We start from the raw sequence: 13,728 nt of genomic DNA on the forward strand, positions 1-13,728 counted from the left end.
AAAACCCTCGTCATTTGACGAGGGTTTACAATTTTGGTGGAGCTAAGCGGGATCGAACCGCTGACCTCTTGCATGCCATGCAAGCGCTCTCCCAGCTGAGCTATAGCCCCACATGTGACTTTACTGACCGCACTCTGTTGGGTTCAGAGTTTGGTGGAGCTAAGCGGGATCGAACCGCTGACCTCTTGCATGCCATGCAAGCGCTCTCCCAGCTGAGCTATAGCCCCATCGTAAAGCTGTCATGTTGACGGGCGGCATAATATGAATTCCGCTGCGGAGTGTCAACGGCAAAATCAATACCCGCCGTTCAATCGCCGAAAAATCATGCAAATGAATCACTTTGCGAGCCTGCTCGCAGTCATGAGTTAAGCCTGTCACGTTTTCGTCTAAAACGGTGCTATAAAATGAACCGTTAATTGACCCCACAAATATTCAGGAAATTGCATGATCAAGGAACGAATGACGCCAGAAGAGTTAGCCCTCCTCACTGGCTATAGCCGCCAGACCATCAATAAATGGGTACGCAAAGAGGGTTGGATTACATCGCCAAAACCGGGAGTCCAGGGCGGGAAAGCGCGTCTGGTGCATGTGAACGAAAAAGTGCGTGACTTTATTCGCAGTGCACGACGGGCAACTGAAACGCCCGAGCTGCCCGAAGGCACCAGCCACGACAGTTCGCTTCATACCCTGCTCCTGACGCTGGCCAACGAAATGACGCCGGAAGAACAGAAACAGATGACATCGCTGTTACTGCGGGAAGGGATTACCGGATTGCTGCAACGTTTAGGGATTCGCGATCGGAATGAATATTAAAAATTTACCTGGCAAAATGACCACGGAAGAACTGGCGCTAATTTTGGGGGTTGCCAGGCAAACGGTTAATCGCTGGATACGCCAGCAGGCGTGGAAAACCGAAGGGCTCAACGGTGTGAAAGGCGGTCGGGCGAGGCTTATTCATGTTGATGCACGCGTGAAAGACTATATTAAGCGCCTCCCGGCGATCCGGAGCCGTCAGGCGGTTTACCATCTCGCGGAGGCCACCACCGCATATCATAGCTCCCCTACAAGCCTGCGCCCGGGCATTATTGAGACGCTGGAGAATATGACTGAGCTGGAGCAGAAGCGTCTGGAAGACTTTTTGAAACGCGAAGGGATACGCGGCTTTCTTACGCGCCTGGATATTGCTGAACACAATGCATAAAAAAACGGCAGGTTACCCTGCCGTTCTTCTTTTCGGGGACGTCATTACTGCTGGTTTTCACGCTCGGCGATAAAGTCCAGCGCCTTGTTAATGCGCGTCACGCTGCGGGACTTGCCGATAGCATGGACAGTCACATCCAGCGCCGGAGACTGGCCTGCACCGGTCACCGCAACGCGCAGTGGCATACCCACTTTACCCATGCCCACTTCCAGCTCGTCGGCCGTCGCCTGAATGGCATGATGCACATTCTCAGCGGTCCACTCGGTGAGTGCAGCAAGCTTGTCACGTACCACTTCCAGCGGCTGACGCGCAACAGGGCGGAGATGTTTCTTCGCGGCGTCGGCGTCAAACTCATCAAACTCTTCATAGAAGTAGCGGCAGCTTTCAGCAATCTCTTTCAGCGTCTTGCAGCGCTCGCCGAGCAGTCTCACCAGATCTGCCAGTTCAGGGCCGGTGCGGGTATCAATATTTGCCTGCTCAATGTGCCACTGCAGGTACGTCGCCACATATTCTGGCTGCATGGTATTGATGTAATGGTGGTTCAGCCACAGCAGTTTGTCGGTGTTGAACGCGCTCGCCGATTTACTCACAGAACTCAGAGAGAACAGTTCGATCATCTCTTCGCGGCTGAAGATCTCCTGGTCACCGTGAGCCCAGCCGAGACGCACCAGATAGTTCAGCAGTGCTTCCGGCAGGTAGCCGTCATCGCGGTACTGCATAACGCTTACCGCACCGTGACGTTTAGACAGTTTTTTCCCGTCGTCGCCGTTGATCATCGAAACGTGCGCATAGACAGGCACAGGTGCGTTCAGTGCTTTAAGGATGTTGATCTGACGTGGCGTGTTGTTGATATGGTCTTCACCACGAACAACGTGGGTAATTTCCATATCCCAGTCGTCAACCACAACGCAGAAGTTATACGTTGGAGAACCGTCGGTACGGCGGATGATCAGGTCATCCAGCTCCTGGTTGCTGAATTCGATCGGACCACGGATCTGGTCGTCGAAGATCACAGAGCCCTCTTGCGGGTTAGCAAAACGCACCACGCAAGGCTCATCAGCGGCATGTTCGCTGTGGTCGTGACGGCAACGGCCGTCATAGCGTGGCTTTTCACCGTTTGCCATCTGCTCTTCACGCAGCGCATCCAGACGCTCTTTGGAGCAGTAGCATTTATACGCTGTGCCCGCGACCAGCATCTCATCAATGACAGCGTTATAGCGGTCAAAGCGTTTAGTCTGGAAGTAAGGACCTTCATCCCACTCCAGATTCAGCCAGTTCATCCCATCCATAATGGCTTCAATTGCTTCTGGCGTGGAGCGCTCAAGATCGGTGTCTTCAATACGCAGCACGAACTCACCTTTGTTGTGGCGTGCAAAGAGCCAGGAATAGAGAGCAGTACGAGCACCACCGACGTGCAGATAGCCTGTCGGGCTCGGCGCGAAGCGAGTTTTGATTTTCATGAAATGGCCTTACGTTATAAAGATGCCGGTAATCGGCAAATCCCGGGGAAAAAACGATGGGCAATATTCTATCACTGTGGGGGGATTCCTCAATGTTGATCCCTTTATCGGGAAGGAGTTTGCGATTTTTGTTTAGAAATCATGCGCCACTGCCCGTTTCGCGATCGTTTTGTCTAATTTTACGACGAACGAATAAAAACTTTAGAAAATGCGTTGACTCATTTTCAACTCTCCCTATAATGCGACTCCACACAGCGGGGGTGATTAGCTCAGTTGGTAGAGCATCTCCTTTACACGGAGGGGGTCGGCGGTTCGAGCCCGTCATCACCCACCATCTACTTCGCGTAGACTCGCAGTGTAGATAAGCATTGAGATTGGGCGATTAGCTCAGTTGGTAGAGCATCTCCTTTACACGGAGGGGGTCGGCGGTTCGAGCCCGTCATCGCCCACCATTCTCATCTTATCGCAGCAGTTCCGAAATGGGCGATTAGCTCAGTTGGTAGAGCATCTCCTTTACACGGAGGGGGTCGGCGGTTCGAGCCCGTCATCGCCCACCATTTCGGGTCGTTAGCTCAGTTGGTAGAGCAGTTGACTTTTAATCAATTGGTCGCAGGTTCGAATCCTGCACGACCCACCAATGTAAAAAAGCGCCCTAAAGGCGCTTTTTTGCTATCTGCGATATATATGATTCGAACCTGTTGCAGGTTCGAGCCGAACGTAGTGAGGCACCGGAGCCGTTTTCGGCGACGGCCCGAAGGGCGAGGCGAAGCCGAGTCATCCTGCACGACCCACCAATGTAAAAAAGCGCCCTAAAGGCGCTTTTTTGCTATCTGCGATATAAAAAATGTGAACCTGCCGCATTTTCCTCAAGCTAATCCCGTCGGTGCCGATACCTCTGTTTTATAACGCGAGGAAAAAGTATGACGACCATTCAGGCTTCAACCCAACCTATTCAGACCAGCGGCGGGAGCGGTACTTCCAGTAGTAACGATATCGCCGCGCAAATCAGCCGCATTCTCGATAAGATCAAAAAGCTGACTCAGCAGTTAAAAGAGCTGGCGAACAGCCCCGGCAGCACGGATGAGAAGAAAAAGCAGCAGGAACTGATTCAGACCCAGATCAAAGTGCTGCAGGCGCAGCTCGCCGCGCTGCAGCGCCAGCAGGCGGAAGAGGCGCAGAAGAAACAGGATCAAAAGCTCGGCAAAGTGGAAGGTGTGAACAGCCCGTCAGACTCGCATCAGATCGATATCTACATCTAATCTTCTGATGCGTTAAACAGTGGGTCGCGTATGCGGGCCTCGGTTAATCGCTGTGCCTGGATACGCACCACTTCCCAGATGGCCTGGGCAGCCCCCGAGAGGGAACGATTTTTTCGCCGGACCAGCATCAGCTTTCTCTCCACAACGGGCGTGAGTCGCTTCACGGCCAGCCGGCTTCCCTGCGGCAGGGGAAGCGCCAGGGCGGGTAACACGCTGATCCCGATTCCGGCTTCCACCATCGGAAACAGCGTCGCCGGGTGACCAATTTCCTGTACGATCGTTGCCGTTACGCCCTGATTCACCAGCGCGGAGTCAATCAACGGACGGCTGCCCGAGGCATAGTCCTGTAATACCAGGTTCGCGCCCTGCAGGCGCTGCCAGCTGACCTCCGGCAAGATTGCCAGCGGATCGTCGTCCCGACAGAGCAGTAAAAAAGGCTCTGAAAGCACGCTCTCACACGTCAGATCGCTCACCTGGCCGGGATCGATAACAATACCGAAATCCACATCTCCCTGGCGGATGCTTTCCAGCACCCACTGCTGCGGCCTGTCATGCAACACAAAATCGATATCCGGATAACGCTGGTTGCCCTCTGCGATACATTGCGGGATAAGGTGTGCAGAAATTGTCTGGCTGGCTGCGACCCGCACCGTCCCCGAAAGCTGCTGCCCCAGTCTCCCGACGTCTCTGAGCGTGCTGTTCAGTTCATCCAGCAGCCGTTCGAGGCGCAAAGCCAGCTGTTGCCCCGCTTCGGTCAGGACAACCTCGCGCGTGGTACGGTCAAGCAGCCTCACGCCGGTCTGATTCTCCAGCTCTTTCACACTGTGGCTGACCGCCGACTGGCTCAGGCCAATCATCTCCCCTGCCCGACTAAAGCTGCGGGCCTGCGCGACGGTAACGAAAATACGAAGCTGGCGTAACGAGTAATTCATCTGTTTTGTTCATGAATGGATGCAATAAATCAATTTTATTTCTCAAATGGAAAAAAGCACAATAGCGACATCTGTTTTCAGGAGTCATTATGAAACTATTTCGTATTGTTGATCCGTTTACGCTTACCCTGGTCGTTACCGTTTTACTGGCCTCTTTCTTTCCCGCTCGCGGGGGATTCGTCCCGTTCTTTGAAGGGCTAACCACGGCCGCCATCGCCCTGCTGTTCTTTATGCACGGAGCGAAACTCTCCCGCGAAGCCATTATCGCCGGCGGTAGCCACTGGCGACTGCATCTGTGGGTGATGTGCAGCACCTTTATTCTTTTCCCGATCCTCGGCGTGCTGTTTGCCTGGTGGGCGCCGGTTAACGTCGACCCGGCGCTCTACACCGGTTTCCTGTATCTGTGTATTTTGCCGGCCACCGTGCAGTCCGCCATTGCGTTTACCTCTCTGGCGGGAGGGAACGTAGCGGCCGCCGTCTGCTCGGCATCGGCATCCAGTCTGCTGGGGATTTTCGTCTCCCCGCTGCTAGTCGGCCTGCTGATGAACATGCACGGCGCGGAAGGTAACCTTGAGCAGGTGGGCAAAATCTGTCTGCAACTGCTGCTGCCGTTTGTGCTGGGCCATCTCTCCCGACCGTGGACCGGCGCGTTTGTGGCAAAGCACAAGAAATGGATTTCAAAAACCGACCAGTCGTCGATTCTGCTGGTGGTCTATTCCGCCTTCAGTGAAGCGGTCGTGAACGGAATCTGGCACAAGGTGGGCGCAGGCTCGCTGCTGTTTATCGTGGTGGTCAGCCTCATCCTGCTGGCGATTGTGATTGCCGTGAACGTCTTTGTGGCACGCAAGTGCGGATTCAACAAAGCGGATGAGATCACCATTGTCTTCTGCGGTTCGAAGAAGAGCCTGGCAAACGGTATCCCGATGGCCAACATTTTGTTCCCGACCTCGGTGATTGGGATGATGGTGCTACCGCTGATGATTTTCCATCAGATCCAGCTGATGGTCTGCGCGGTGCTGGCGCGTCGCTATAAGCGCCAGACGGAAAAACTGGCGCAGGAAGAGACCCGCGCCGCGAAGGCTTAAGGACGTTTCAGGGGCTGGACCAGCTGGGTCAGCCCCTCCGTTTTGATCAGTAACGTGATAGCCATCAGCTCGCCCAGTCGCCCGGCCGGGAATTCATCCTTGCGGGCAAACCACAGGAGATACTCCTCCGGCAGGTCAATCAGCCTGCGGCCCTTATATTTACCGAACGGCATCTCCATATTGGCGATCTCGACGAGCTGCTCTTTCTCCACCTTACTCTCCTAACAGACGCATCATTTCCGCTTCGTCGATAACCTCTATCCCCAGCTCCTGGGCTTTCGCCAGCTTGGAACCGGCGGCTTCCCCGGCGATCACCAGGTCGGTTTTCTTCGACACGCTGCCCGCCACTTTAGCTCCCAGCGCGACCAGACGTGCTTTTGCATCATCACGTGATAGCTGGCTCAGGCTGCCCGTCAGCACCACCGTTTTACCGGCGAACGGGCTGTCGATCTCTTCGGCATTGACAACGACCGGCGCAGGCCATTTGATGCCCTCTGCCAGCAGTTTGCCGATGACCTCGCGGTTGCTCTCTTCAGCAAAGAAGTTAAAGACATGCGTAGCGACGACGATGCCGACATCCGGGACTTTCTGCAGCTCGTCGATGCTCGCGTTTTCCAGCGCCTCCAGCGTACCAAAATACGCCGCCAGCCCTGCTGCCGTCGCTTCACCCACTTCACGAATGCCGAGCGCATAAAGGAAACGGGCGAAGGTGGTCTCTTTAGCCGCTTCCAGGGCGTTAACCACATTTTGGGCTGACTTTGGCCCCATGCGGTCAAGACCTGTCAGCTTGCCCGCGGTCAGTTTGAAGAGATCCGCGGGGGTATGGACATACTCTTTCTCAACCAGCTGGTCGATAATCTTGTCGCCCATGCCGTCGACGTCCATCGCCCGACGGGAAACAAAGTGCTTCAGTGACTCTTTACGCTGCGCGCCACAGATTAAACCGCCCGTGCAGCGCGCCACCGCTTCACCTTCCACACGCTCAACGTCAGAGCCACACACCGGGCAATGGGTCGGGAAGACAACCTCGCGCGTATCGTCAGGACGTTCTGACTCAACGACGTTAACCACCTGCGGAATCACATCGCCCGCGCGGCGGATCACCACTTTGTCACCGATACGCAGACCAAGGCGCTCGATCTCATCGGCATTATGCAGCGTGGCGTTACTCACCAGCACACCCGCAACCTGCACGGGCTCCAGACGGGCGACCGGGGTGATGGCGCCCGTCCGTCCCACCTGGAACTCCACGTCGCGCACAAAGGTCATCTGCTCCTGGGCCGGGAACTTAAACGCCACCGCCCAGCGCGGCGCACGCGCCACAAAGCCCAGCTGCTCCTGCAGCGCCAGCGAGTTTACCTTAATGACCACACCATCAATGTCGAAACCGAGTGTCGGACGGTCCTCTTCAACCTTGTGATAGAACGCAAGCACCGCCTCCGGTGAGTCGCAAAGCTGGACGCGGTTGCTTACCGGCAGCCCCCATGCCTTAAACTGCAGCAGACGGCCAAGATGCGTATCCGGCAGCTCGCCGCCTTCCAGAATACCGACACCGTAGCAGAAGAAAGTAAGCGGTCGCTTCGCGGTGATGCGCGGATCCAGCTGACGCAGAGAGCCTGCCGCCGCATTACGCGGGTTTGCAAACACCTTCCCACCGGTGCGGCGCGCTTCCTCGTTGATTTTCTCGAAGCCCGCCTGCGGGAGGAACACTTCGCCACGCACTTCCAGACGCGCTGGAATGTTGTCACCCTGCAGCTTCAGCGGGATCGCGCGAATGGTTCGCACGTTGGTGGTAATGTCTTCCCCCGTGGTGCCATCCCCTCGGGTCGCGGCACGCACCAGTACACCGTTTTCGTAGAGAAGGCTGACTGCCAGGCCATCCAGCTTCAGCTCGCAGCACCAGGTCAGAGAGTCGTTGCTTTTCAGGCGATCCTGTACGCGCTTGTTAAACGCCAGGAAGCTCTCTTCATCGAAGACGTTATCCAGCGACAGCATCGGTACTTCATGACGTACCTGGCTGAATGCCCCCAGTGGCTCGGCGCCAACGCGCTGGGTGGGGGAATCAGGGGTGATAAGTTCCGGGTGCTGCGCCTCTAATTCACGCAGCTCGCGCATCAGGCGGTCATACTCCGCATCCGGGACTTCCGGCGCGTCCATAACATGATAGAGATATTCATGATGGCGAAGCGTGGTTCGCAGTTCAGTGAGTTGTTGTTCGATTGAGTCCATATCACACCATCAATGAGAAAAAACCCCCGACATGCGGGGGTTGAGGAGGAGTTGAAGTAAACGCGACGATTACGCGTTGGCTTCCTTCACTTCGCGGATGCGGTCCTGATACTCGCGCAATTTCTGCGGCGTCATCATGCGACGCTGGTCGTCGAGTACCACACCACCGACTTCGTCGGCGATATGCTGAGCGGACTGCAGCATCAGCTTAAAGTTTTGCAGTTCATCACCGTAGGACGGCACCTGCATAAAGATAGTGACGCCCGGGGTCACGAAATCACGGGTCATTTCCGGATCAAAAGTGCCAGGGTTGACCATATTGGCCAGGCTGAACAGCGCCGGGCCACTACCGTCAGGACTCAGATGGCGATGGAAAATATTCATATCACCAAACTTGAAACCTGCCTGTTGAATACTGTTAAGCAGCACATCACCATTGAGATGGCTGCCCTGATGTGCGGCCACGTTCATAATGATCACCGCTTCTTTACGCTGCGGTTTTTCAACAACCGGTTCAGGCTCTGCAACGGGCTCAGGCTCAACATGCGGGGCCGGGGCAGGCTGCGGCGCAGGCTGCACATGAACAGGCTGCTGCGGCTGTTGTACCGGCTGTGCAGGCTGTTGTTGCACGGGCTGCTGCACAGGCTGCTGTTGAACCGGCTGCGGTGCAGCAGGCTGCTGATGGACAGGCTGTTGCGGCGGCTGGCGCACCGGCTCTTCTACCGGCTGCGGCGCGTGCTGGCGCGGCTGAGCAGAAGCATACGGCGGTTGATACTGGTGCTGCGCTGGACGGGGGGCTTCATGCTCCCCATGAGCCGCGCCGGGCGCAGTATTGACCCGATGAACACGAACTTCACCCACGCCGTCGTCGTCGATGCCATCGATGTCATCTTCACTGTCATCGTCGTCACGACTGGACTTCATGCGCTTCAGTGGGCGATCGCGAAACATAGAGGAACGCTCTTTACGGCTGGTCCAGAAACCATGTACCAGTAAAGCGATTATGGCGATCGCGCCAACAATGATTAATATCAGACGCAAATCCTGCATCATTATATTCTCTGTTGTTCTAACACCTTGCCACCACGGCAAACATTTACTCACTAAGAGTATTTGCCGTTTACGTCAAGTGCAAGTGCGTGCAGAGCATTCGCAGCATAAAGATGAAGGAAATCGTGCTTTTTGCTGGTTTTTCGAACATTTCCGAACTGGTCATTGGTCCGTAAGTGGATAATATAGGCGGGCAATTCCACTGGTTGTGAAAAAAGGAGTACAGCCTGGTTATGGTTTCAACATCTTCTTCTCCCCCGCGCAGCGGTGTCTGGTATTTTTCTCAGGGCTGGAAACTGGTCTCCCTGCCGGGTATTCGACGCTTCGTCATTCTGCCACTGTTCATCAACATTATCCTGATGGGTGGCGCGTTCTGGTGGCTGTTCACAAAGCTGGAGAGCTGGATCCCGTCGCTGATGAGCCATGTGCCAGACTGGCTGCAGTGGCTTAACTACCTGCTCTGGCCGGTGGCGGTGATCTCCGTGCTGCTGGTGTTTGGGTACTTCTTCTCAACGATTGCGAACTGGATAGCCGCCCCGTTTAACGGCCTGCTGGCGGAACAGCTGGAAGCACGTCTGACCGGAGCGACGCCACCGGATACCGGCATACTGGGGATCATGAAAGATCTTCCCCGTATCATGAAGCGCGAGTGGCAGAAATTTGTCTGGTACCTGCCCCGGGCGATTGTGCTGCTTATCCTCTATTTTGTGCCCGGCATTGGCCAGACGGTGGCGCCGGTGCTGTGGTTCCTCTTCAGCGCCTGGATGCTGGCTATTCAGTACTGCGATTACCCGTTCGATAACCATAAGGTACCGTTTAAAGAGATGCGCACCGCCCTGCGCACCCGCAAGGTCGCTAATATGCAGTTCGGCGCCCTGACCAGCCTGTTCACGATGATCCCCTTCCTCAATCTGTTCATTATGCCGGTGGCGGTATGTGGTGCGACGGCGATGTGGGTGGATTGCTACCGTGCTAAGCACGCGTTATGGAAATAATGCAAAAATGTGTAAAGCAGGGGTGGCTTATGCCGCCCCTTATTCCATACTGATCCCCATTATTTCCTTGCAGTATATAGATATGCGAATTCCTTACTTCCCCCTACCTGCTCAACAGGTATGCTGGGTCGGTATCCCAATTTCATACAGTTAAGGACAGGCCATGAGTAAGATTTATGAAGACAACTCGCTGACTATCGGTCATACGCCCCTGGTTCGACTGAACCGTATCGGTAATGGACGCATTCTGGCGAAGGTCGAATCACGTAACCCGAGCTTCAGCGTAAAATGCCGTATCGGTGCAAACATGATTTGGGATGCTGAAAAACGTGGCGTACTGAAGCCTGGCGTTGAGCTGGTAGAACCAACCAGCGGCAACACCGGTATCGCACTGGCCTATGTGGCGGCGGCACGTGGCTATAAGCTGACGCTGACCATGCCTGAAACCATGAGCATTGAGCGCCGCAAGCTGCTCAAAGCGCTGGGCGCGAATCTGGTCCTGACCGAAGGCGCGAAAGGCATGAAAGGTGCCATTCAGAAAGCCGAAGAGATTGTGGCCAGCGATCCGGCGAAATACCTGCTGCTTCAGCAGTTCAGCAACCCGGCTAACCCGGAAATTCACGAAAAGACTACCGGCCCGGAAATCTGGGAAGACACAGACGGCCAGGTAGATGTCTTTATCTCCGGCGTGGGTACCGGCGGTACGCTGACCGGCGTGTCACGCTATATTAAAGGCACAAAAGGTAAAAAAGACCTGATCACCGTTGCGGTTGAACCCACTGACTCCCCGGTTATCACCCAGGCGCTGGCGGGCGAAGAGCTTAAACCAGGCCCGCACAAAATCCAGGGTATTGGCGCAGGCTTCATTCCGGGCAACCTGGATCTGAAGCTTATTGATAAAGTGGTGACCATCACTAACGAAGAAGCCATCTCTACCGCGCGTCGCCTGATGGATGAAGAAGGCATTCTCGCGGGTATCTCTTCCGGTGCGGCCGTTGCGGCAGCGCTCAAACTTCAGGAAGACGAAGCCTTTACCAACAAGAATATTGTGGTTATCCTTCCTTCTTCGGGTGAGCGTTACTTGAGCACCGCACTGTTTGCCGATCTCTTCACGGAAAAAGAGCTGCAACAGTAATGCCAGCATGTTAATAACGCGTAAAAAAGCACCTTTCCAGGTGCTTTTTTGTGGCCTGCTTCAAACTTTTACCCCTCCTGGCATTGCTTCACCCCGTAGGGTCTGGTATTTAAACCAGCAATTATTTTGATGCGTGAAATTAATCAGTGAACGAAATAGCCTTGCTGAATCGATTTTATGATTTGGTTCAAGTCTTGCTTTCGCTGCATAATGTTTAATGACGATCGAAACGTCAGCGCTAACAATACAGGCTAAAGTTCAGTCGCCAGGCTAGACTTTAGTTCCACAACACTAAACCTATAAGTTGGGGAAATACAATGTTCCAGCAAGAAGTTACCATTACCGCTCCGAACGGTCTGCACACCCGACCTGCTGCTCAGTTTGTTAAAGAAGCGAAAGGCTTCACTTCTGAAATCACTGTGACTTCCAACGGCAAAAGCGCCAGCGCAAAAAGCCTGTTCAAACTGCAGACTCTGGGCCTGACTCAGGGCACCGTCGTCACCATCTCTGCGGAAGGTGAAGACGAGCAGAAAGCAGTTGAGCATCTGGTAAAACTGATGGCTGAGCTCGAGTAAGTTTCCGGGTTCTTTTAAATATCAGTCACAAGTAAGGTAGGGTTATGATTTCAGGCATTTTAGCATCCCCGGGTATCGCTTTCGGCAAAGCACTGCTGCTGAAAGAAGACGAGATCGTCATCGACCGGAAAAAAATTTCTGCCGACAAGGTTGATCAGGAAGTTGAACGTTTTCTGAGCGGTCGTGCCAAGGCATCTGCGCAACTGGAAGCAATCAAAACTAAAGCTGGCGAAACTTTCGGTGAAGAAAAAGAAGCCATCTTCGAAGGGCACATCATGCTGCTCGAAGATGAGGAGCTGGAGCAGGAAATCATAGCCCTGATTAAAGATAAAGGCATGACGGCCGACGCGGCTGCCCATGAAGTTATCGAAGGTCAGGCAACTGCCCTGGAAGAACTGGATGATGAATACCTGAAAGAGCGTGCGGCTGACGTACGTGACATAGGTAAGCGCCTGCTGCGCAACATCCTGGGCCTGGCCATTATCGACCTGAGCGCGATTCAGGATGAAGTGATCCTGGTTGCCGCTGACCTCACCCCGTCTGAAACCGCACAGCTGAACCTGAAAAAGGTCCTCGGTTTCATCACCGATGCGGGCGGCCGTACCTCCCACACCTCTATCATGGCACGTTCTCTTGAACTGCCTGCTATCGTGGGTACCGGTAGCGTCACCTCTCAGGTGAAAAACGGTGACTATCTGATTCTGGATGCCGTAAACAATCTGGTTTACGTCAACCCAACTAACGAAGAGATCGAGAAACTGCGCGCAGTTCAGGAGCAAGTTGCGACTGAAAAAGCGGAACTCGCTAAGCTGAAAGACCTGCCAGCCATTACCCTGGACGGCCATCAGGTAGAAGTGTGCGCAAACATCGGTACCGTCCGCGACGTTGATGGCGCTGAGCGTAACGGTGCGGAAGGCGTAGGTCTCTATCGTACTGAATTCCTGTTCATGGACCGTGACGCCCTGCCGACTGAAGAAGAGCAGTTCGCAGCGTACAAAGCGGTGGCTGAAGCCTGTGGCTCTCAGGCCGTTATCGTCCGTACCATGGACATCGGTGGCGACAAAGAGCTGCCGTACATGAACTTCCCGAAAGAAGAGAACCCGTTCCTGGGCTGGCGTGCAGTGCGTATCGCCATGGATCGTAAAGAGATCCTGCGCGACCAGGTTCGTGCAATCCTGCGTGCCTCCGCTTTCGGTAAGCTGCGCATTATGTTCCCGATGATCATCTCTGTTGAAGAAGTGCGTGCACTGAAGAAAGAGATCGAAATCTACAAACAGGAACTGCGTGACGAAGGTAAAGCGTTTGACGAGTCAATTGAGATCGGCGTGATGGTGGAAACACCAGCGGCGGCAACGATTGCGCGTCATTTAGCCAAAGAAGTTGATTTCTTTAGTATCGGCACCAATGATTTAACGCAGTACACCCTGGCAGTTGACCGTGGTAATGATATGATTTCACATCTCTACCAGCCAATGTCACCGTCCGTACTGAACTTGATCAAGCAAGTTATTGATGCTTCTCATGCAGAAGGTAAATGGACTGGCATGTGTGGTGAGCTTGCAGGCGACGAACGTGCTACACTTCTGTTGCTGGGTATGGGTCTGGACGAATTCTCTATGAGCGCCATTTCCATCCCGCGCATTAAGAAGATTATCCGTAACACGAACTTCGAAGATGCGAAGGTGTTAGCAGAGCAGGCTCTTGCTCAACCGACAACGGACGAGTTAATGACGCTGGTTAACAAGTTCATTGAAGAAAAAACAATCTGCTAATCCACGAGATGCGGCCCAAATTACTGCTTAGGAGA

Annotated in this window: 13 protein-coding genes, 6 tRNA genes and 1 other RNA gene; 13 read left to right on the top strand and 7 right to left on the bottom strand. The window is 54.3% G+C overall.

Annotated features, from left to right (window positions below; genetic code table 11):
* Positions 1–34: 34 nt before the first annotated feature.
* Positions 35–110: transfer RNA gene (locus GM298_RS13415), tRNA-Ala, on the bottom strand.
* Between the two features lie 41 nt (positions 111–151).
* A tRNA-Ala gene (locus tag GM298_RS13420) sits at positions 152–227 on the bottom strand.
* 217 nt (positions 228–444) lie between these two features.
* Here GM298_RS13420 and GM298_RS13425 point away from each other — a divergent pair.
* Both GM298_RS13425 and GM298_RS13430 read left to right on the top strand, forming a co-directional pair.
* Entirely contained in the window at positions 445–813 is a 369-nt protein-coding gene (locus GM298_RS13425) for a YfeC-like transcriptional regulator (protein WP_094918427.1), read from the top strand.
* On the top strand, positions 809–1,201 hold the full coding sequence (locus GM298_RS13430; protein WP_200895911.1) for a YfeC-like transcriptional regulator: 393 nt from the start codon (positions 809–811) through the stop codon (positions 1,199–1,201). The genes GM298_RS13425 and GM298_RS13430 overlap by 5 nt, the downstream gene beginning before the upstream one ends.
* 44 nt (positions 1,202–1,245) lie before the next feature.
* On the opposite strand, the gene gltX is transcribed toward GM298_RS13430, so the two are convergent.
* Positions 1,246–2,661 carry a glutamate--tRNA ligase gene (gltX, locus tag GM298_RS13435; RefSeq protein ID WP_266154246.1) on the bottom strand — a complete coding sequence of 472 codons (1,416 nt, stop codon included), beginning with the start codon at positions 2,659–2,661 and terminating at the stop codon, positions 1,246–1,248.
* A gap of 258 nt (positions 2,662–2,919) precedes the next feature.
* Here gltX and GM298_RS13440 point away from each other — a divergent pair.
* From GM298_RS13440 to GM298_RS13465, 6 genes are all read left to right on the top strand, one after another.
* Positions 2,920–2,995, top strand: a tRNA-Val gene (locus GM298_RS13440).
* Positions 2,996–3,037: 42 nt separating this feature from the next.
* A tRNA-Val gene (locus GM298_RS13445) sits at positions 3,038–3,113 on the top strand.
* Between the two features lie 29 nt (positions 3,114–3,142).
* A tRNA-Val gene (locus GM298_RS13450) sits at positions 3,143–3,218 on the top strand.
* 4 nt (positions 3,219–3,222) lie between these two features.
* Positions 3,223–3,298, top strand: a tRNA-Lys gene (locus GM298_RS13455).
* A gap of 29 nt (positions 3,299–3,327) precedes the next feature.
* Positions 3,328–3,455: non-coding RNA, RtT sRNA (locus tag GM298_RS13460), on the top strand.
* A gap of 126 nt (positions 3,456–3,581) precedes the next feature.
* Complete coding sequence (locus GM298_RS13465) at positions 3,582–3,920, top strand: FlxA-like family protein (protein ID WP_025758767.1); 339 nt, start codon at positions 3,582–3,584, stop codon at positions 3,918–3,920.
* Here the strand turns inward: GM298_RS13465 and GM298_RS13470 are convergent.
* A complete protein-coding gene (locus tag GM298_RS13470) occupies positions 3,917–4,852 on the bottom strand; it encodes a LysR family transcriptional regulator (protein WP_045286553.1) in 936 nt (311 codons plus the stop codon). The genes GM298_RS13465 and GM298_RS13470 overlap by 4 nt on opposite strands.
* An 89-nt stretch (positions 4,853–4,941) precedes the next feature.
* Here GM298_RS13470 and GM298_RS13475 point away from each other — a divergent pair, with 89 nt between their 5' ends.
* Positions 4,942–5,937, top strand: coding sequence for a bile acid:sodium symporter family protein (locus GM298_RS13475; protein ID WP_023325832.1), 996 nt, complete (start codon positions 4,942–4,944; stop codon positions 5,935–5,937).
* Here the strand turns inward: GM298_RS13475 and GM298_RS13480 are convergent.
* The 3 genes from GM298_RS13480 to zipA form a co-directional block, all read right to left on the bottom strand.
* Positions 5,934–6,149, bottom strand: a complete 216-nt coding sequence (locus GM298_RS13480; RefSeq protein ID WP_266154247.1) for a DUF3820 family protein — start codon at positions 6,147–6,149, stop codon at positions 5,934–5,936. The two genes, GM298_RS13475 and GM298_RS13480, sit on opposite strands and share 4 nt — an antisense overlap.
* 1 nt (position 6,150) lies before the next feature.
* Positions 6,151–8,166, bottom strand: coding sequence for an NAD-dependent DNA ligase LigA (gene ligA, locus GM298_RS13485; protein ID WP_047959181.1), 2,016 nt, complete (start codon positions 8,164–8,166; stop codon positions 6,151–6,153).
* 69 nt (positions 8,167–8,235) lie between these two features.
* Positions 8,236–9,219, bottom strand: a complete 984-nt coding sequence (gene zipA / locus GM298_RS13490; RefSeq protein ID WP_266154248.1) for a cell division protein ZipA — start codon at positions 9,217–9,219, stop codon at positions 8,236–8,238.
* Between the two features lie 230 nt (positions 9,220–9,449).
* Between zipA and cysZ the strand changes: the two genes are divergently transcribed.
* From cysZ to ptsI, 4 genes are all read left to right on the top strand, one after another.
* A complete protein-coding gene (cysZ, locus tag GM298_RS13495; protein WP_025758773.1) occupies positions 9,450–10,211 on the top strand; it encodes a sulfate transporter CysZ in 762 nt (253 codons plus the stop codon).
* A gap of 163 nt (positions 10,212–10,374) precedes the next feature.
* Complete coding sequence (gene cysK / locus GM298_RS13500) at positions 10,375–11,346, top strand: cysteine synthase A (protein ID WP_014884739.1); 972 nt, start codon at positions 10,375–10,377, stop codon at positions 11,344–11,346.
* Between the two features lie 317 nt (positions 11,347–11,663).
* Complete coding sequence (gene ptsH, locus GM298_RS13505) at positions 11,664–11,921, top strand: phosphocarrier protein Hpr (RefSeq protein WP_000487600.1); 258 nt, start codon at positions 11,664–11,666, stop codon at positions 11,919–11,921.
* 44 nt (positions 11,922–11,965) lie between these two features.
* Positions 11,966–13,693 (top strand): phosphoenolpyruvate-protein phosphotransferase PtsI, encoded by a 1,728-nt coding sequence (gene ptsI / locus GM298_RS13510; RefSeq protein WP_008501604.1) that lies wholly within the window; start codon positions 11,966–11,968, stop codon positions 13,691–13,693.
* The last annotated feature ends 35 nt before the right edge of the window (positions 13,694–13,728 follow it).

The organism is Enterobacter sp. HSTU-ASh6 (genome assembly GCF_026319105.1).
GTDB classification, from domain to species: Bacteria; Pseudomonadota; Gammaproteobacteria; order Enterobacterales; family Enterobacteriaceae; genus Enterobacter; species Enterobacter sichuanensis.